This window comes from Cupriavidus oxalaticus (genome assembly GCF_016894385.1).
Lineage (GTDB): Bacteria > Pseudomonadota > Gammaproteobacteria > Burkholderiales > Burkholderiaceae > Cupriavidus > Cupriavidus oxalaticus.
This window is the reverse complement of sequence record NZ_CP069812.1, coordinates 1,938,926-1,957,469: the sequence shown is the minus strand read 5'-3', so window position 1 is coordinate 1,957,469 and position 18,544 is coordinate 1,938,926. Positions and strand designations below refer to the sequence as shown.

Annotated in this window: 16 protein-coding genes and 1 pseudogene; 11 read left to right on the top strand and 6 right to left on the bottom strand. The window is 68.5% G+C overall.

Features of this window, described 5'->3' with window-relative positions; all coding sequences use genetic code 11:
- Positions 1-20: 20 nt before the first annotated feature.
- On the bottom strand, positions 21-818 hold the full coding sequence (locus JTE92_RS21425; protein WP_063238743.1) for a crotonase/enoyl-CoA hydratase family protein: 798 nt from the start codon (positions 816-818) through the stop codon (positions 21-23).
- A gap of 269 nt (positions 819-1,087) precedes the next feature.
- On the opposite strand from JTE92_RS21425, the gene JTE92_RS21420 reads away from it, so the two are divergent.
- Genes JTE92_RS21420 through JTE92_RS21390 form a run of 7 tightly spaced genes read left to right on the top strand, consistent with a single transcriptional unit; the run spans position 1,088 to position 7,384 of the window.
- Positions 1,088-1,531, top strand: a complete 444-nt coding sequence (locus JTE92_RS21420) for a universal stress protein (RefSeq protein WP_084254539.1) — start codon at positions 1,088-1,090, stop codon at positions 1,529-1,531.
- A gap of 10 nt (positions 1,532-1,541) precedes the next feature.
- Positions 1,542-4,346, top strand: a complete 2,805-nt coding sequence (locus JTE92_RS21415; protein ID WP_063238745.1) for a monovalent cation/H+ antiporter subunit A — start codon at positions 1,542-1,544, stop codon at positions 4,344-4,346.
- Positions 4,346-4,729 carry a Na+/H+ antiporter subunit C gene (locus tag JTE92_RS21410; RefSeq protein ID WP_063238746.1) on the top strand — a complete coding sequence of 128 codons (384 nt, stop codon included), beginning with the start codon at positions 4,346-4,348 and terminating at the stop codon, positions 4,727-4,729. The genes JTE92_RS21415 and JTE92_RS21410 overlap by 1 nt, the downstream gene beginning before the upstream one ends.
- A complete protein-coding gene (locus JTE92_RS21405; RefSeq protein WP_063238747.1) occupies positions 4,726-6,264 on the top strand; it encodes a monovalent cation/H+ antiporter subunit D in 1,539 nt (512 codons plus the stop codon). The genes JTE92_RS21410 and JTE92_RS21405 overlap by 4 nt, the downstream gene beginning before the upstream one ends.
- A 3-nt stretch (positions 6,265-6,267) precedes the next feature.
- Positions 6,268-6,771: a Na+/H+ antiporter subunit E gene (locus JTE92_RS21400; protein WP_063238748.1), complete on the top strand. Its 504-nt coding sequence runs from the start codon at positions 6,268-6,270 to the stop codon at positions 6,769-6,771.
- Entirely contained in the window at positions 6,756-7,028 is a 273-nt protein-coding gene (locus tag JTE92_RS21395; protein WP_063238749.1) for a K+/H+ antiporter subunit F, read from the top strand. Before JTE92_RS21400 ends, JTE92_RS21395 begins: the two co-directional genes overlap by 16 nt.
- A gap of 11 nt (positions 7,029-7,039) precedes the next feature.
- A complete protein-coding gene (locus tag JTE92_RS21390) occupies positions 7,040-7,384 on the top strand; it encodes a Na+/H+ antiporter subunit G (RefSeq protein ID WP_063238750.1) in 345 nt (114 codons plus the stop codon).
- A 179-nt stretch (positions 7,385-7,563) separates the two neighbouring features.
- Here JTE92_RS21390 and JTE92_RS21385 read toward each other — a convergent pair whose 3' ends face one another.
- Both JTE92_RS21385 and JTE92_RS21380 read right to left on the bottom strand, forming a co-directional pair.
- A complete protein-coding gene (locus tag JTE92_RS21385) occupies positions 7,564-8,739 on the bottom strand; it encodes a M20 aminoacylase family protein (protein ID WP_063238751.1) in 1,176 nt (391 codons plus the stop codon).
- 34 nt (positions 8,740-8,773) lie between these two features.
- Positions 8,774-9,817 carry a tripartite tricarboxylate transporter substrate binding protein gene (locus tag JTE92_RS21380; protein WP_063238752.1) on the bottom strand — a complete coding sequence of 348 codons (1,044 nt, stop codon included), beginning with the start codon at positions 9,815-9,817 and terminating at the stop codon, positions 8,774-8,776.
- 144 nt (positions 9,818-9,961) lie between these two features.
- Here JTE92_RS21380 and JTE92_RS21375 point away from each other — a divergent pair, with 144 nt between their 5' ends.
- Positions 9,962-10,861: a LysR family transcriptional regulator gene (locus JTE92_RS21375; RefSeq protein WP_063238753.1), complete on the top strand. Its 900-nt coding sequence runs from the start codon at positions 9,962-9,964 to the stop codon at positions 10,859-10,861.
- A 38-nt stretch (positions 10,862-10,899) separates the two neighbouring features.
- Here the strand turns inward: JTE92_RS21375 and JTE92_RS21370 are convergent, their stop codons facing one another.
- On the bottom strand, positions 10,900-11,769 hold the full coding sequence (locus JTE92_RS21370) for a DUF72 domain-containing protein (RefSeq protein WP_063238754.1): 870 nt from the start codon (positions 11,767-11,769) through the stop codon (positions 10,900-10,902).
- A gap of 88 nt (positions 11,770-11,857) precedes the next feature.
- Here JTE92_RS21370 and JTE92_RS21365 point away from each other — a divergent pair, with 88 nt between their 5' ends.
- The 3 genes from JTE92_RS21365 to JTE92_RS21355 all read left to right on the top strand — a co-directional run bounded on the left by JTE92_RS21365 (position 11,858) and on the right by JTE92_RS21355 (position 14,266).
- The gene (locus JTE92_RS21365; protein WP_063238755.1) at positions 11,858-12,103 is read left to right on the top strand and encodes a hypothetical protein; all 246 of its coding nucleotides are present in this window, start codon (positions 11,858-11,860) and stop codon (positions 12,101-12,103) included.
- Between the two features lie 108 nt (positions 12,104-12,211).
- Complete coding sequence (locus tag JTE92_RS21360; protein WP_063238756.1) at positions 12,212-13,066, top strand: class I SAM-dependent methyltransferase; 855 nt, start codon at positions 12,212-12,214, stop codon at positions 13,064-13,066.
- 168 nt (positions 13,067-13,234) lie between these two features.
- Positions 13,235-14,266 (top strand): patatin-like phospholipase family protein, encoded by a 1,032-nt coding sequence (locus JTE92_RS21355; RefSeq protein WP_063238757.1) that lies wholly within the window; start codon positions 13,235-13,237, stop codon positions 14,264-14,266.
- On the opposite strand, the gene JTE92_RS21350 is transcribed toward JTE92_RS21355, so the two are convergent.
- Positions 14,247-14,918: an HD domain-containing protein gene (locus tag JTE92_RS21350; RefSeq protein WP_063238758.1), complete on the bottom strand. Its 672-nt coding sequence runs from the start codon at positions 14,916-14,918 to the stop codon at positions 14,247-14,249. The genes JTE92_RS21355 and JTE92_RS21350 overlap by 20 nt on opposite strands.
- Positions 14,915-18,458: pseudogene (locus JTE92_RS21345) on the bottom strand (adenylate/guanylate cyclase domain-containing protein). The gene JTE92_RS21350 and the pseudogene JTE92_RS21345 overlap by 4 nt, the downstream one beginning before the upstream one ends.
- Positions 18,459-18,544: the final 86 nt, after the last annotated feature.

Sequence of the window (18,544 nt, the reverse complement as noted above, 5' to 3'; positions counted from 1 at the left end):
CGGGCTGGCCGCCGGTTTGATCAGTTGCCGCTGAACACCGGCGTGCGCTTGTCCAGGAACGCCTGCACCGCCTCGCGGTGGTCGGCGGTCTGGTGCGACAGTGCCTGGAAGCCGGCCGACAATTCCAGCAGCGTGTCGAGCCGGGTGTGCATGGCCTCGCGCATCAGCCGCTTGGCCAGCCGCACCGCGTGCGGCGGGTTGGCGGCGATGCGCCCGGCCAGTTCGTATGCGGTCGGCAGCAGCGCCTCGGGCGCCACCACGCGCGACACCAGGTTCCATTCCAGCGCGGTCTTCGCGTCGATCGCCTGGCCGGTGAAGGTCATCTCGGCGGCTCGCGACAGCCCGATCACGCGCGGCAGCAGCCAGGCGCCGCCATCGCCGGGAATGATGCCCAGCTTGACGAACGACTCGGCAAACTGCGCGCGTTCCGACGCGATGCGGATATCGCACATGCAGGTCAGGTCCAGCCCCGCGCCCATGGCGGCGCCGTTGACCGCGGCGATCACCGGCACTTCCAGGTTGAACAGCGCCAGCGGCAGGCGCTGGATGCCGCAGCGGTAGTCCTGCCGGATCTCCATGCCGGGCACCTGGCCGGAGGCCTGGCGTTCCATGTCCTTGATGTTGCCGCCCGACGAGAACGCCGTGCCGGCGCCGGTGATGACCACGGCGCGCACGCTGCGGTCGGCATGGATGCGCTCGATCGCGGCCAGGAACTCCGCCACCGCGGTGTTGCCGGTCAGCGGGTTGCGGCGCTCGGGCTCGTTCATCGTCAGCGTGACGATGTGGCCGTCCTGTTCGTAGAGGAGGAAGTTGCTCATGGTCGGTGTCTCCGGGGGCATCGGGTTCAGTTGCTGGCGCCAAGGCTAAGGCAGCCGGGCCCGCCGCGTCCAATATTCATTTGTTGGCGGGCGATAGCGGGCATGTATCGATTGCCGGGGCGATTCTCAGGACTTCAGTATGTTATGCAGGGCGATGAATTCTTTCGTGCGGTCACTAACAGGTCAGGCATGACTTGCGCAATACCCCCAGAATCCGGAAAGTAGGGGGCACGCCTGCCCGCTGCCTTGTTAAGCTTGGAACTTTGCCCATGACAGTCGTCGTACTCGCGATGGACGGATCGCCCGACAGCGTTGCCGCCGCCCGCCGCCTGGCCAGCCGCCCGCTGCTGGCCGGGTCCTTGTCCGTGCATGTTGCCCATGTCTCGCCGGTGCTGGGCAGCCCCGGGCTGTCCGGCGCCGCGCTCGATGCCGAGAACCGCAGCCAGGCCGACAGCGCCTTTGCCGCCGCCGAGGCGGTGCTGCCCGGCTTGCCGCTGGTGCGGCACTGGCTGCATGGCGATCCCGCGGCCGAACTGGTGCAGTTGGCCGAGACGCTGGATGCCGATGCGATCATGCTGGGCGCCAAGGGGCGCGGCGCCATCGTGGCGGCGCTGCTGGGATCGGTGGTATCGGCGGTGCTGGCACAGGCCACGGTGCCGGTCATCGTCGTCAATCCGCGCGCCGCGCAGGCGCGCGCGCCTGCGCAGGCCTGAGGCGGCGCCCATGGAACTGCCGCTGCTGCTCGCGTTGCCGCTGCTTGCCGCGGGGCTGACCTGGGTGATCGGCATGCGCGCGCCGCGGCTGGTGGCGCCCGTCATCGTCGGCCTGCCGCTGGCCGCGCTGGTGCTGCTGCTGCAACTGAGCGGGGCGGTCTTCGACCAGCCCGGGGACGGCCTGGCCTGGCGCGTGAGCTGGCTGCCTGCGCTGGGACTCGACCTGTCGCTGCGCCTGGACGGTTTGGCCTACCTGTTTGCGCTGCTGGTGGTCGGCGTGGGCCTGCTGGTGATCCTGTACGCGCGCTACTACCTGGCCCGCAATGAATCGGCCATGCGCTTCTTTTGCCTGCTGCTGCTGTTCATGACGGCCATGCTGGGCGTGGTGCTGGCCGGCAACCTGCTGTTGCTGGCGGTGTTCTGGGAACTGACCAGCATCCTGTCGTTCCTGCTGATCGGCTTCTGGTCGTGGCGCCGCGATGCCCGCCAGGGCGCGCGCATGGCGCTGGCCGTCACCGGCGGCGGCGGGCTGGCGCTGCTCGCCGGGGTCCTGCTGCTGGGCCATATCTGCGGCAGCTTCGAGCTGTCGGCGGTGCTGGCGCAGGCCGGCAGCGTGCAGCGCCACCCGCTCTACATGCCGATGCTGGTGCTGATCCTGCTGGCGGTGTTTACCAAGTCGGCGCAGTTCCCGTTCAGCTTCTGGCTGCCGCAGGCGATGGCCGCGCCCACGCCGGTGTCCGCCTACCTGCATTCGGCCACCATGGTCAAGGCCGGCGTGTTCCTGCTGGCGCGGCTGTACCCGGTACTGGACGGCACCAACGGCTGGTTTTACCTGGTCAGCATAACCGGACTGGCCACGCTGATCTTCGGCGCCGCGATGGCGCTGCTGCAGCGGGACCTCAAGGGGTTGCTGGCGTATTCCACCATCAGCCACCTGGGGCTGATCACGCTGCTGTTCGGCCTCGATACGCAGCTCAGCACGGTGGCGGCGATCTTCCACATCATCAACCACGCCGTATTCAAGGCGTCGCTGTTCATGGCCGCCGGCATCATCGACCATGAAACCGGCACGCGCGACCTGGACCGCCTGCACGGGCTGGCGCGCTACATGCCGCATACGGCGGTGCTGGCAATCGTGGCGTCGCTGTCGATGGCGGGCGTGCCACTGTTCAACGGCTTCCTCAGCAAGGAAATGTTCTTTGGCGAGACGCTGGAGCAGGAGCTGCTGGGCGAGTTCAGCTGGGTCATTCCGGCGGCGGCGACCATGGCGGGCGCACTGACGATGGCGTATTCGCTGCGTTTTATCTACGGCGTGTTCTTCGGCGGCAGGCAGCCTGACGTACCCAACTATCCGCCGCACGAGCCGCCGCGTTTCATGAAGGTGCCGGTGGAGTGCCTGGTGGTGATCTGCCTGGTGGTGGGGCTGGTGCCTGCGTACACGGTGGGCAGCCTGCTGGCGGCGGCGTCGCTGGCCACGCTGCGCGCGCCGCTGCCGCCGTACAGCCTGCACCTGTGGCATGGCGTCAACCTGCCGCTGGTGATGAGCCTGCTGTCCATGACGGGCGGCGCGGCGCTGTTCTTCCTGCGCCGCGATGCGCTGCGGCGCTGGCAGCAGTCGCTCGAGCACCTGAATGCGCGCCGTTCGTTCGAGAGTGGCATGCGCGCGCTCGAGCGCATGGCCACTGCGATCACGCGCGCGCTGGAGCGCGGCTCGCTGCCGGGCTATATCGCCTGGATGCTGCTGGCGCTGCTGGCGCTGCCGGCCTGGTTCCTGGCAGACCTCGATGCGCTCGCGGGCACCGTCCCGGCCGGCGCGCTCGATCCGATGGGCACTGCCGCGCTGGTGCTGCTGTCGGTGCTGGCAATTGCCGTGGTGGTCGCGCGCGGGCAACGGCTGGCGGCGCTGGTGCTGCTCAGCGGCTGCGGGCTGATGGTGTCGCTGGTGTTCCTGCGCTTCTCGGCACCGGACCTGGCGCTGACGCAGCTGTCGGTGGAAGTGGTGACGGTGGTGCTGCTGGTGCTGGCGCTGTTCTACCTGCCGCGCGAGACGGCCGCACAGGGCGGCCCTGCGCGCCGCATCCGCGACGTGGTGCTGGCGCTGGGCGGCGGCGCGCTGCTCGCCGTGGCGGCCTACGCGGTGATGACGCGCCCGTACGACCCGGTGTCGGTCTTCTATATCGAGCAAGCGGTGCCGGGCGGCGGCGGCCACAACGTGGTCAATGTGCTGCTGGTGGACTTCCGCGGCTTCGACACCATGGGCGAGATCTGCGTGTTGCTGATCGCCGGCCTGGCGGTGCAGGCGCTGCTCAAGGGCATGCGCCTGCTGACGCCGTCGGCCGCGCCCGACGGGCTGCCGTGGACCAGCCAGGCGCATCCGCTGCTGCTGTCCATGCTGGCGCGGCTGATGCTGCCGCTGACGCTGCTGGTGGCGGTGTTTATCCTGCTGCGCGGGCACAACCTGCCGGGCGGCGGCTTTATCGCGGCGCTGATCACGTCAGTGGCGCTGCTGCTGCAGTACGTGGCCAACGGCGTGCGCTGGACAGAAGCGCGCATCGCGCCGGACTACCGTGCTATTGCCGGCGCCGGCATCCTGCTGGCGGGGCTGACCGGTCTCGGCAGCCTGGCCTTCGGCTATCCGTTCCTGACGACGGCGTTCGGGCACTTCCACCTGCCGGGCATCGGCGAAATCGAACTGGCCACGGCCATGATCTTTGACCTTGGGGTGTTCTGCACCGTGACCGGGACCACGGTGGTCATCATCTCGCACCTTGGGGTGCGCAACTTGCCGCCCGCGCCCGCCAAGGAGGACGACTGATGGCCGCCCTCTACGCCGTGACCATCGGCATCCTGACGGCCTGCGGCATCTACCTGCTGCTGCGCGAGCGCATCTTCACCGTGGTGCTGGGTCTGACGCTGCTGTCGTATGCGGTCAGCCTGTTCCTGCTTGGCATGGGCCGGTTGTCGATCGGCCAGCCGCCGGTGATCGTGCCAGGCGCCAGCTATGCCGATCCGCTGCCGCAGGCGCTGGTGCTGACCGCTATCGTGATCGCGTTCGGCATGACGGCGTTTGCCGTGGTGCTGGCGCTGCGTTCGCTGGGGCTGGCCGGTAGCGACCATGTCGACGCCGTCGGCATGCCGGAAAGCGCCACGCTGCCAGACCCGGACGGCGACGATGAATCGCGGGAGCGGCGGCCATGAACCACGCCGTGCTGCTTCCCATCCTGCTGCCGATGTTCGCCGGCGCACTGCTGGCGGCGATGCCGGCGCAGGCCCTGCGCGCGCAGCGTGCCGTGTGCGCGGTCGCGACGCTGTTGCTGCTGCCGGTGGCCGTCATGCTGATGCAGCATGCGGCAACGGGCGCCATCGACGTCTATGCGATGGGTGACTGGGCCGCGCCGTTCGGCATCGTGCTGCAACTGGACCGCATCGGCGCCATGATGCTGGTGCTGACCGCGGTGCTGGCGGTCGCGGCGCTTGCCGCGGCAGGTGATGGCACCGCACGCCAGGGGCGGCATTTCCACGCCCTGTTCCAGTTCCAGTTGATGGGCCTGAACGGCGCGTTCCTGGCCGGCGACCTGTTCAACCTGTTCGTCTTCTTCGAGATCCTGCTGATCGCGTCCTACGCGCTGCTGGTGCATGGCGCCGGCCGCGCACGCATCGGTGCCGGGCTCCATTACGTGATCCTGAACCTGGTGGCGTCGTCGTTCTTCCTGGTGGCGATCGGGGTGCTGTACGGGCTCAGCGGCACCCTTAACATGGCGCACCTGGGCCTGCGGCTGGCCGGCCTGCCGGCGCAGGACCTGCCGCTGGCGGTGGCCGCCGGCGTCATGCTGATGCTGGTGTTCGGGCTCAAGGCGGCGCTGTTCCCGCTGTATTTCTGGCTGCCGCGCGCCTATGCCAGCGCCACCGGCCCGGTCGCCGCGCTGTTCGCCATCATGACCAAGGTGGGCATCTACGCCATGTTGCGCTGTGCCGCGCTGCTGTTCGGCGGCGCGCAGGGCTTGCTGGAACCGTTCCTGCATGACTGGGTGTTTCCGCTGGCGCTGGTGACGCTGGCGATCGGCGGCATCGGCGCGGTAGCTGCCCGCACGCTGCGCGCGATGACAAGCTACCTGGTGGTGGCGTCGGTGGGGTTGCTGTCGGCGTGCGTGGCGATGCAGTCGCAAGCCGGCTGGGCCGCCGCGCTGTACTACCTGCCGAGCACCACGCTGTGCACGGCGGGCCTGTTCCTGCTGGCCGATGCGCTGGAGCCGGATCCTGCGCGTGACGGCGCGGTGCCGGTGGCCTCGCGGCTGGCCGGGACGCTGTACCTGGTCGGCGTGCTGTCGGCGGTGGGCCTGCCGCCGCTGTCGGGCTTCCTGGGCAAGGCCATGATCCTGCGCGCAACCCCGGTGCCATGGATGCCGGCGCTGTGGCCGGTGGTGCTGCTGTCGAGCTTGCTGCTGCTGATCGCCGTGTCGCGCACCGGCACGCGGCTGCTGTGGCGCCTGCCGCATGAGGCGGCGCAGGTGCCGGAAGGCGCCGAGCATCTTGACGAGAACCATCCCGCCGTCGCGCGCGCCCGCGTGCGCCCGGACCCGCGCAAGCTGGCCTGCTGCGCGCTACTGCTGGCGGGCAACGTCGCGCTGACGGTGTACGCGCGGCCAGCCACCGAATATATGGCGGACGCCGCCGCGCAGTTGCTGGACCGGGCAGCCTACATGCGGGCCGTGTTGCCCGCGCAGAAGGAGTAGGCCATGCTGCACCGCCTGCTGCCGCATCCCTGGCTCAGCCTGATCCTGTTGTTGGTATGGCTGATGCTGACCAACAGCAGCGCGCCCGGCCACTGGCTGCTGGGCGCGCTGCTCGGCTGGGCCATCGGCCGCCTGGCCGACCGCTGGCTGGTGCTGGGCGCGTTCCGGCTGTCGCGTCCCGACCTGATCCTGCGCCTGAGCATCCATGTGCTGATCGATATCGTCATGGCCAATGTCCAAGTGGCGATCCTGGTGCTGGGCCGCACCGCGCGGCTGCGCCCGGCCTTTATCGTGGTGCCGCTGGACGCGGAGCACGAACTGGCCACCACCGCGCTGATCAGCATCGTCTCGCTGAGCCCCGGCACGCTGTGCGCCGAACTGAGCGACGACCGGCGCGCGCTGCTGGTGCACGTGCTAGACCTGGAGGAAGAGGCGGCCCTGGTCGAACGGATCAAGTCGCGCTATGAAGTCCCGCTGAAGGAGATTTTCCAATGCTTGCCATCGTGATACCGGTGTGCCTGGCCATCCTCGGACTGGCCTTCCTGCTGACCTTTGCGCGGCTGCTGCGCGGGCCCAGCCTGCCGGACCGCATCCTGGCGCTCGATACGCTCAATATCAACGCCATCGCATTGATCGTGCTGCTGGGCATCAGCCTGGATTCGGCGATGTTCTTCGAGGCTGCGCTGCTGATTGCGGTGATGGGCTTCGTCGGCACGGTGGCGCTGTCCAAGTACCTGCAGCGCGGCGACATCATCGAATATTAAGGAGCCCGGCCATGCTGCATCCCGTCGCGGAATTCGTCGTTTGCGCGCTGCTTGTAACCGGCAGCATCTTCATGCTGGTGGGGGCGATCGGGCTGTTCCGCCTGCCGGACTTCTTCATGCGGCTGCACGGACCCACCAAGTCGACCACGCTGGGCGTGGGTGGCGTCGTGCTGGCGTCGGTGGCGTATTTCAGTTTCCGTGGCAATGCCAGCCTGCATGAGCTGCTGGTGACCGCGTTCCTGTTCCTGACCGCGCCGATCAGTGCCCATATGCTGTCCAAGGCCGCGCTGCAGCGCCAGCTGCCGGTGGACCCGCGCACGCGCGGCAGCGGCTGGATGCCGCGCATCCGTGACTGACTGGGAACCTGTTTCAAAAAGAACAGTTGGGTACTGCTAACCGCAAGGCGAAGCTGTTAACCTCGTCCGTTGTGAAGCTCTCCTCAAGCTGGCCTGTTGCCTCATTCGCTGGCGCATCCTTCAGCGTGACGAGACTGCATCTTGAAATGAGTTCTTGGCCGAAACAGCGATCTGCAGCCTCAGTCGACCAGGTAGCGCTGCGTCAGCAGCGCCCAGTAGGCCGCGCCGATGGCGATGTTATCGTCGTTGAAGTCGTAGCCGGGGTTGTGCACCATGCAGGCGCCTGCGCTGTCGCCGTCGCCGTTGCCGATCAGCAGATAGCTGCCGGGGCAGCGCTCCAGCATGAAGGCGAAGTCCTCGCTGCCGGGCAGCGCCGGGCCTTGCGGCACGACCTTGTCCGGCCCAAGCAAGGCGAGGGCGGTCTGGCGCGCGAATTTCGTCTCTTCCGGAGAGTTGACGAGCACCGCATAGCCTTGCCGGTAATCGATCTCGGCGCGCACGCCGTAGCTTTCCGCCTGGGCCCGCACCAGGGCCCTGATACGCTGCTCCAAATTGGCCCGCACGTCGCGGTCGAGCGCCCGCACGCTGATTTCGAGCGTGGCTTCCTGCGGGATCACGTTGTTGGCCTTGCCGGCATGCATGGCGCCGACCGTCACCACGGCCATCTGTAGCGGGTCGACGTTGCGCGAAACCACGGTCTGCAATGCCAGCACGATGCCGGCGGCGGCCACCAGCGGATCGGCCGCGCGATGCGGCAGCGCGCCGTGGCCGCCCACGCCTCTGATCGTGACGGTAGCGTAGTCCGACGAGGCCATGGTGGGACCCTCGCGCAGCACCAGCTGGCCCTGCGCCATGCCAGGCATATTGTGCATGGCGAAGACCGCGTCGCAGGGATACTTCTCGAACAGCCCGTCCTGGATCATGCGCACGGCGCCGCCCATGCTTTCCTCGGCTGGCTGGAAAATCAGGTTGAGCGTGCCGGAGAATTGCGCTTCCTGCGCCAGGTATTCCGCGGCGCAAAGCAGCATGGCGGTGTGCCCGTCATGCCCGCAAGCATGCATGACGCCGGCATGGCTGCTGGAGTAGGGCAGGCCGGTCGCCTCGCCGATCGGCAGGGCATCCATGTCGGCGCGCAGCCCGAGCCGGCGCTTGCCGCTGCCTCGCCGCAGCCTGCCCACCACGCCGGTACCGCCCAGCCCGCGCTCCACGTCGTAGCCCCATTGGGCGAGGCGTTCGGCCACGGCGTCGCTGGTGCGGTGCTCCTGGAAGCCGAGTTCCGGATGCTGGTGAATGTCGCGGCGCAGGGCAACGAACTTGTCCGCGCGGGAGCGCAAGGATTCCAGGATGGCGTGCATGGGGCTTCCCCTCTCTATATGCGTTGGCGTTGCGTCATTGCGGCTGCAGTCCGATGGCCTTGGCCAGGCCGCGGTAGCGTGCCGTCTCGCCTTCATAGAAACGGGCCGCCTCCTGCAGCGTCATCGGCGTGGCCACGATCTGCATCTGGGCTTCCAGCCCGGCGCGCACGGCGGGATCCTTGAGCACATTGCCGAGCGCCAGGTTCAGGCGCTGCATCACCTCGGGCGGGGTTCCCTTCTTCACCATGAAGCCGGTCCAGATCGTGAAGGCGAAGTTCTTCAGCAGCTTGCCTTCGCTGATGGTGGGCACATTTGGCAGCAGCGGCGCCCGGGTGGCACCCGCGGTGGCGAGCAGCTTCAGCCGTCCCTGCTGGGCCATCGCGCCGAGCGCGGCGTTGAACGGCACGATGGCGAAGTCGAGCTGGCCGCCGCCGAGGTCCTGCACCAGCGGCGCTGCGCCTTTGTAGGGGACGTGGGTCATCCTGGTGCCGGTGAGTTGCTGCATGTGCTCGGCCAGGATGTGGTACAGCGAGCCCACTCCCACGCTCCCGTAAGACAGCGGCTTGTCCTTGCGGCTGCGTGCCAGGGCGATCAGTTCGTCCGCGGAGTTGGCTTCCAGGTCCTTGCGTGCGATCAGTGCCAGCACCGCGGTGGAAATCGGCTGCACCAGCTGGAAGTCCTCCGCCTGCAGCTTGACCGCGGCATTGGCCAGCGGGGACAGGATCACTTCGTTGGGAGAACCCTGGAACAGATGGTAGCCGTCGCCCGGCGCCGACAGCACCTTCTGCGCGCCGATGGCGCCGCTGACGCCGCCCAGGTTCTCCACCAGCACGGTCTGGCCGAGCTGCTTGCCGATGGGCTGGCTCAGCACACGGGCGATGGCGTCTGAGGCGCCGCCGGCGGGATAGGGCACCATCAGTGCGATCGGCTTGGCAGGATAGGCGGTGGCCGCCCCGTTCGCCCCCGTGATTGCGGTTGCGCCGGCCGCGCCGGCACAGAGCGGGCCGGCCAGCATGGCGGCGAGCAGGCCGCCAGGCAGTTTCGCCAGCGAGCGGCGCAGGCATTGGGTGAGGTACATCGTCGTCTCCTGAGCATGGGTGCCGCGTCTGTCTTGTTGCCCCGGCGGGACGCGCGGCTCGCAGCAATGTTAGGAAGGCGAGAACCGGATGTCCAATGCATCATTTTTCTCATTATCATTACAAAATTGCATGGAGGGGCGGCGATGAACCTGATACAGCTCAAGCACCTGATCGCGCTGGCGGAGACGGGCTCGTTCAGCCGGGCCGCCGCGCGGCTGCATCTGACACAGCCGGCACTCAGCCGCAGCATCCAGGCGCTGGAAGCGGAACTGGGCATGCCGCTGGTGGACCGTATCGGCAAGCGCAACGAACTGACACCGTTCGGGCAGCTGGCGCTGGAAAGGGCTCGGCGCATCGCCTTCGAGGCCGGCGAGCTCAGGCAGAGCGCGCTGGAGTTGCAGGCCGGCCAGGCGGGCACGCTGCGCATCGGCATGGGATCCGGGCCGGGCGCCATGCTGATGACGCCGTTGCTGGTCCATATGGCCAAGCACCATCCCAGGGTAAGGCTGACTATTTCTCGCGGCGCGACCAATCTGCAGCTTCAGCAGTTGCGCGCCCGCGCGCTTGACGGCGTGGTCATCGACCTGCGCTCGCTAGTGCCGGGCCCCGACCTGCGTGTGGAGCGGCTGCCGGATCTGCGCGCCGGCTTCATCTGCCGCAGCGGCCATCCGTTGTGCAAGCTGCGCCGCGTGAGCTTCGACGATCTGCTGGCCTATCCGATCGCTTCCAGCCCACTGTCGGACGAGGTGGCGCGCATCCTGATCGCCCACTTCGGGCCACGCGCCCATCCCGACCAGATGGTCACGCTGCGCTGCGAGGAGATTGCCAGCCTGGTGGAAGCAGCCCGCATCACCGATGCGGTGTTCCTCGGCATCATCTCTGCCGCGCGCGAGCCCATGGCAAGCGGGGAACTGGTGGAGCTGGCATTGACGCCGCCACTGCACACCAGCGCGCAGTTCGCGCTGATCACCTTGCTGGGACGGACTGAGACGCCCGCGATGGAGATGCTGCGGGCGTTCATGGCAGAGAGGATGCGGGAGTAGCTGTACACGGCGGCGCGCCTGCCACCTTCCAGGGCCGCTCAGGCCTTTTGCAGCAGGCGCATCAGGCGCTGCGCATCGAACGGCGCCTTGACCTTCTGGTCGTTGTCGAAATAGCAGTAGACGTCGCGGTGGGCGGCCTTGCGCGGGCGCCTGGGCGAGATCCGCTGCGCATCGGCCGGTTCGTGGCCGCTGGCCCATCTGTCCAGCCGGTCGGCCCAGCGGTGCAGCGCCTTGTCGGAGTAGCTGCCGCCGTACAGCGTCTGGCTGCCATGCAGCCGCAGGTAGAGGAAATTGCTGGTGATGTCTTCTGCGTAGGGCCAGTCGGCGACGGCGTCGGAGATCACCAGCGCGACGCGATGGCGCCGCAGCAGCGCCGGGAATTCGGGCGTGCAGAAGCTGTCGTGCCGGATTTCCACCGCGTGCCGGATCGGGCGCCGGCGCCGCGTCTCGCACCAGGGCTGCTTGACCCGGCTGTCGTGTTCGCGCGCCAGTTCGCGCGCGCTGTGGGTGTTGTGCGGCAGCAGGGCGAGGAAGCGCGCCATCCGCTCCGGATCGAAGGCAAAGTTCGGGGGGAACTGCCACAGCATCGGACCCAGCTTTTCCTCCAGCGCCAGCACGCCGGATGCCAGGAAGTTGGCCATGGCCGGGCGCGCCTTGTCGTCGCGGACGCGCAGCATATGCGTCAGGTAGCGCGATCCCTTGACGCTGAAGACAAAATCCTCGGGCGTGGCCTCGTACCACGCGCGATAGCTGCGCAGCGTCTGCAGCGCATAGTGGGAGCCGTTGATCTCGATCGAATCGACCGCGCGCGAGGCGAACTCCAGCTCGCGCCGCTGCGCCAGCCCCTTGGGATAGAACACGCCGCGCCACCCGTCGTAGCGCCAGCCCGAGATGCCGATCCGGATCATTGCCTTGTCCGCGTGTGCCCTGTATTTTTTCAATGGCGCGCACCACGCGCGGTGCGCGCCGTGCCCGACATGACAGGGGGAAAGTTCCATGAATGCCATGCAAGTTTCGCGCCTTGACGCCTGCGCATACCTGCTGCACCTGCTGTTGCAGCGCGCCGAGGCGAGCCAGCCCGGCTTCCTGGAGGACCTGATCCGCGGCGTTGCCGCCGACCGCGCCGGCATGCCGGACGTGCCGGGCCGCGAATACGCGCTGCCGGTATTTGACGAAGTGCTGCGCATGCTCGAATTCGCCAACGCACAGATGAAGGAAGCGCGGGCACTGGGTCGGCCGTGACACCATTGCGCCCCGGCAGGCAGCGCCGGCCGGTTTACTTTCGCGGCCGGGTGTCCTACACCCACTGAGTCGATCCCGGCTTCCAGTGCGCCGGGCAAGGGGATTTCCATGGCTTTGCCGAATGCCGGCCGCCCGAGTGTCGACTACCCGAATGCCGACAACCTTTTCGCCGGTGCGATCCCCGACGTGTATGCGTCGCTGATGGTGCCCATGATCTTTGCGCCTTATGCCGCCGACCTCGCCGAGCGCATCGCCGCGCTGCAGCCGCGCCGTGTGCTGGAACTGGCCGCCGGCACCGGCGTGCTCACGCGCGAGCTGGCGCGCCGGCTCGCGCCCGGCGCGATCATCGTCGCCACCGACCTCAATGCGCCGATGCTGGCGCGGGCCCAGGCCGAAGGCACAGAGCGCCCCGTGACCTGGCGCGAGGCCGATGCGATGGCGCTGCCGTTCGGCGATGCCAGCTTCGACCTGGTAGCCTGCCAGTTCGGCGTGATGTTCTTCCCGGACAAGGCCCGCGCCTTCGCCGAAGCGCGCCGCGTGCTGGTGCCCGGCGGGACGCTGGTGTTCAACGTGTGGGACCGGATCGAATTCAATGCCTTTGCCCGCGATGTCACGGCGGCGCTGGCCCGCCTGTTCCCCGGGTCGCCGCCGGATTTCATGGCGCGCACGCCGCACGGCTATCACAGCCAGGCGGCGATCGAGCAGGACTTGCGGCACGGCGGCTTTACCGCGCCGCCGCTGTTCGAGACCGTCACCGCCACCAGCCGCGCCGATGCCGCCCGCATCCCGGCGGTGGCGTACTGCCAGGGCACGCCGCTGCGCGCGGACCTGGAGCGGCGCGGTCCCGATGCGCTGGCGCGGGCGACCGACGCTTGCGCCCAGGCGTTCCGGGCGGCATATGGCAACGGCCCCGTCTCCGGCCCGATGCAGGCGCACGTCGTGATGGCCGCCGCCAGCGCCTGACGGATGTCCAGGCCTGGCGCAAGCGGCAAGCCCGCCATCGGTCCGCCCGCCAGGCCACGCGCCGGGCTGCCGGCAAACGGCTTATTCCCTACACTGGATGGATACGGATAACCGCCCGCAGCACGGAGCCTGGCGCAGCCGCATGGCACGCCAGGGAGGGAGCCTCGGATGCAGCCGGACCAGCCAGACCGCAAACCCGTGTCGCTTGCCCTGCAGGGCGGCGGCATGCACGGCGCATTCACCTGGGGCGTGCTCGACCGTCTGCTCGAGGACGGCAGGCTGGCGATCGAGGGCGTCAGCGCCACCAGCGCCGGGGCCATGAACGGCGCGGTGCTGGCCTACGGGCTGCTGCAAGGCGGCAGCGCGGGCGCGCGCGAGGCCTTGCACGCGTTCTGGCTGGCGATCTCGAGCTCCGCGCAGCGCTACAGCCCGTTCCGCTGGATGCCGTGGTTCAAGACCGGCCATACCCTGGGGCTGAACCATTCGCCGCTGTATGCCATGGCCGACATTGCGCTGCGCCTGCTGTCGCCGTACCAGTTCAATCCCAACAACCTGAACCCGCTGCGCGAAGTGCTCGGCACGCAAGTCGACTTCGCCGCGCTGCGCGAGCATTGCCCGATCCGGCTCTACCTGTGCGCCACCAATATCGAGACCGGCCGCATTCGCATCTTCCCGCCGGAGGAGCTGAGCATCGATGCCGTGCTGGCGTCGGCCTGCGTTCCCACGCTGTTCCAGGCGGTGTGCATCGATGGCCAGTATTACTGGGACGGCGGTTATGTCGGCAACCCGGCGATCTTTCCGCTGATCTACCACTGCCAGACCCGCGACGTGGTCATCGTCCATATCAACCCGATCGTGCGCCACGGCGTGCCGACCTCGGCGGCGGATATCCTCAACCGCGTCAACGAGCTCAGCTTCAACTCATCGCTGATGCGCGAGATGCGCGCCATTGCCTTTGTCACCGCGCTGATCCAGCAGGGCAAGGTGGACGGGCGCGACATGAAGGAGATGTGGATCCACTCGATCCGCTCCGACGAGACCATGGCTGCGCTTGGCGTGTCGACCAAGTACAACGCCGACTGGGGCTTCCTGTGCGCGCTGCGCGACCAGGGCAGGGCGCAGGCCACGGACTGGCTGGCGCAGCACTACGACAGCATCGGCCAGCGCTCCAGCATCGACATCAGCGGCGAGTTCCTGTGACGCCTGTGACGCCTGTGACGCCAGCAAGGCCCGGCTGCGCCAGCCGCCACGCCAGGTTGGCGCGCGCGCGGGCTTCATAGCGCGCGTGGAACGGCTCGGTATGGTAGATGCGCGGGCTGTCCAGCAGCGCGCGCAGGAAGGCGCGCTCGGCTGCGTCGTAGGCCTGGTCGTCGAGGTCGGTGCGCTCGGCGCGCAGGCAGGCGCCGTTATGACGGAAGCGCGTCCGGCTGCAGCCGAGCGCCGCCAGGTCGATATCGGCGGTGAAGCGGCCCGCTGTGCTGGCAGGGATCCCGTCGTGGACGGTTTCCAGCACCAGTGCGGCGATCCGGTCGGCCCTGGCGATGCCGGTCCCCCATTGCAGGATCCAGCCTGCGCTGCGGGCTTCGTTGTCGGCCGCGCCAGGTACAAAGATCACGTCATGGCACCACAGCGCCAGTTCCACCGCATCGGCATCGGCCGTGGCGATGGCGCCGCGAGCCCAATCCAGGTCACGCAGGCAGCGGCGGATATGGTCGAGGGTGTGGTAATGGCGGCCCGGCTCGCCATAGCGGCCGGCAAGATCGGCATAGGCGTCGCCCGCATGCGTGCCGCCCGCGCGCGTCCACACGGCAGCGAAGCGGTCCTGCAGCTGGCGGGCCTGGAGCGGGGTCATGGGCGCGCAGGGGTTGAGGTGCCGGCCGGGGTGCCGGCGGAGGTGCCGCCCGCAGTGCCCGATACCTCGCCTCCCAGCGCCGCCAGCAGCGCGGCGGCCTCCTGCTGGTCGGCGGTGTCGCTGCCTTCGGTCAGCGGCGCAAGGTGCCGGGCCAGCGTCTCGCGCGCCACGCCGGTCTTGCCTTGCGCGCGCCACAGCCTGGCCAGGCTTAGCGCGGCGCGCAGCGCCAGCAGTCTGGAGCCTTGCCCGGTGGCGATGTCGAGCGCCTGCCGGAAGCAGGCTTCCGCTTGCTGGTGTTCGTCAGGCTGCAGCCGGCACAGCATGTCGCCGCGCAGTCGCCACAGCGTGGCTTCGTCGAGCCGCTCGCCGTTCTCTTCGGCCAGCGCCAGCCCTCGCGCCAGCGCTTCCTGCGCGGCGTCCGTCTGTCCGGCCTTGTTGCAGGCGTAGGCCAGCAGCGACAAAAGGTTGGGCGTGCCGAGCACCGCGCCGGTGGCCTCGTAGGCGGCCAGGCCATGGCGGATACGGGCGATCCCTTTTTCGACGTCTCCCAGTTCTGCCATGGCCCAGCCTTGCACCACCGTGGCCCACGCCAGGTAGATCGGGAAACCCTGCTCGCCGGAGATTGCGATCGCGGCCTCGGCATACTCGCGTGCCAGCTGCGCCTCGCGCCGGCATTGGTGCACTTCCGCGGCAAATACCAGGCACAGCGCCAGGTTGTAGGCATCGGGGCGCGCGCGCCATCACCAGCGCTTCCTGGCACAGCGCGCGGGCATGGTCGGGACAGCCGAGGTACCACAGGATCCAGCCCAGCGTGCTGGTCGCGTGCACGGCCGGATCGCGCCCGTAGCCCATCAGGAAGTCATAGGCCTGCGCGTCGGGGTGGGGCAGGGCGAGCACGGCCTCCATATGCGAGCGCGCGGCGTCGAGCTTGCCCATCCGGAACAGCGTGGCGCCCAGCACGCGATGGCCTTCGGCCAGTTGCTTGGGGCGCTGCGACTGCAGCGCCAGGCCGAGCAGCCGCTTGCCCAGCGGCAACGCCACCTGGTATTGCGCACGCAACTGGTAGAAGGCCCACAGGCCGAGCTGCGCGGAAAAGACGTAGGGCGTCTGCCGGCCCTGTTCGCACAGCGCCAGCGCGCGCCGGTAGTTGGCCTCGACTTCCTGCGACGCCTGCCCCCGCGTCGCCATCAGCGCCGGCCCCAGCGTCAGCAGCAGCGTCAGTTCCTGGCGCGCGCGCTCGGCGGTATCGGGCTGGCGCTTGAGCAACTCGATGGCGGTGCTCAGGTGCCGGATCGCCTCGACCTGCGCCGAGCGCTGCAGCGCCTGCTGGCCGGCGCAGTGCAGGTACTCGACCGCCTTGGGCACGTTGCCGCTGAGGCTGTAGTGGTGGGCCAGCTCGCTGCAATAGTCCTTGAGCCGGCCCTGGAACAAGTCCTCGATCGCGCGCGCCGTGATTTCATGCAAGGCGCTGCGGCGTTCGGTCAGCAGCGAATTGCCTGCGACTTCCTGGGTCAGCGCGTGCTTGAAGGCGTACTCGACTTCGGGGAACGCCGGTCGTTCATGGATGAAATCCGCAGCCTGCAGGTCGGCCAGCAGCGGATGCAGCTTGTCACCCTCCAGCCCGGCCACCCGCAGCACCAGGCTCTGCGGGAATTCCTTGCCGATGATCGCCAGCGTCTGCAGCAGTTCTTTCTGCGCCAGCGGCAACCGGTCGATACGCGCGGCGAGCACCCCCTGGACCGTGGTGGGGATATGGAGCAGGGCAGGCGCCTGCTCGATGCGGTAGCAGCCGGGCTGGCCCAGCAGCGCGCCTTCCTCGGACAGGGTCTGGACCACTTCCTCCATGAAGAACGGGTTGCCTTCGGTCTTGTCGAGGATCAGCCGCTTCAGCGGCACCAGGCTCTGGTCGTCGCCCAGCAGCGCGGTCAGCAGGCCCTGCGCCTCGGCCGGGCCCAGCGGCTGCAGCCGCAGCTGCGAGTAATGCGGCCCGGCTTCCCAGCGATGGGTGTATTCGGGCCGGTAGTTGACCAGCAGCACCATGCGCGCGGCGGGCACATGGTCGACCATCATGTTGAGGAAGGCCTCGGTCTCGCCGTCGAGCCATTGCAGGTCTTCGAAGATCAGCATCAGCGGCTGGTTGACGCTCTCGCGCACCAGCAGGCGGGCGATCGCGTCAAAGGTGCGCTGGCGCCGGATCGACGGGTCCATGGTCGGCAGCGGCGAACCCGGTTCGGTGGTGCCGAGCAGGTAGAGCAGGTAGGGCAGGTGATCTTCCAGCGAACGGTCAAGCGTCAGCAGCCGTCCCGTCACCTTCTCGCGGCAGGCGCGGTCGCCGTCCTGCGCGGTGATCTGGAAGTAGTTCTTCAGCAGTTCGATCAGCGGCAGGTAGGCAAAAGCCTTGCCGTGCGAGACCGAGAACGTCTCCAGCGCCAGGCAGCCCTGTTGCGAGCGGGTCTTGAACTCATGGAACAGCCGCGACTTGCCCACGCCCGCTTCGCCGACCACGGCGACGATGCGCCCGCTGCCCGCCTTGGCGTGCTCCAGCGCCTCATGCAGGTGCTCCAGTTCCTGCTGGCGCCCGACGAAGCGGGCCAGCCCGCGGTGCGCCGCCACCTGCAGGCGCGTGCGCAATGCCCCCAGGCCCACCACCTCGTACACCGCCAGCGGTTCGCGCACGCCCTTGACATGCGTGGTGCCCAGCGCCGTGAACTCGAAATAGCCCTCGGCGAGCTTGTGCGTGGATTCGCTGACCAGGATCGATGCCGGGGTGGCAATCCCTTCCATGCGCGAGGCAATGTGGATGGTGTGGCCGACCGGATCGTAATCGGTATGCAGGTCGTCCTTGCGGATCGATCGCACCACCACCTCGCCGGTATGGATGCCGATGCGGATCTGCAGCGGGATGCCTTGCTCCAGCCGGACCCGGTCGCTGTGGCGATGCATCGCGCCCTGCATCCGCAGCGCGGCGTACAGCGCACGCAGGGCGTGGTCCTCGTGCGCGATGGGCGCGCCGAACAGCGCCAGGATGCCGTCGCCGAGGAACTTGGCGACATAGCCTTCGTAATGGTGGACTGCCTCCATCATCAGCGTCACCACCGGGTCGATCAGGCGGCGCGCGTCTTCCGGGTCCATGTCCTGCGTCAGCGCGGTCGAGCCGGCCATGTCGGCAAACAGCGCGGTGATGGTCTTGCGCTCGCCGGCGGCATCGCCGCGGGCTTCCATCGCGGCCTGTTCGGCCAGGATGCGTTCGGCGAGATGGGGCGGGGTGTAATGGACCGGGGCGGTCGCGGGTGGCCTGGGCGATTGAGGCGATTGGGGCGATTGAGGCGATTGGGGCGATTGGGGCGATTGGGGCGATTGGGGCGACAAGCGCTGCGGCACGGGTGCATCGGCCAGGGAAACGCCGCAGGCCCGGCAGAACTTGGCCGCCGGAGTGGCTTCTGCGCCGCATTGCGGGCAAATGCGGGCAAGCCTTGCCCCGCACTCCTCGCAGAAGTTGGCGCCCGCAAGGTTCGCGAAGCCGCAATGCGTGCAGCGCATTTCGCCTCCTGACCGGCCCGGGTCATGCCGACCCGCCTGTTCAGACTATTAGAGGCAGATTTGGGCGGCGTGGCAAGGTGAGGGCG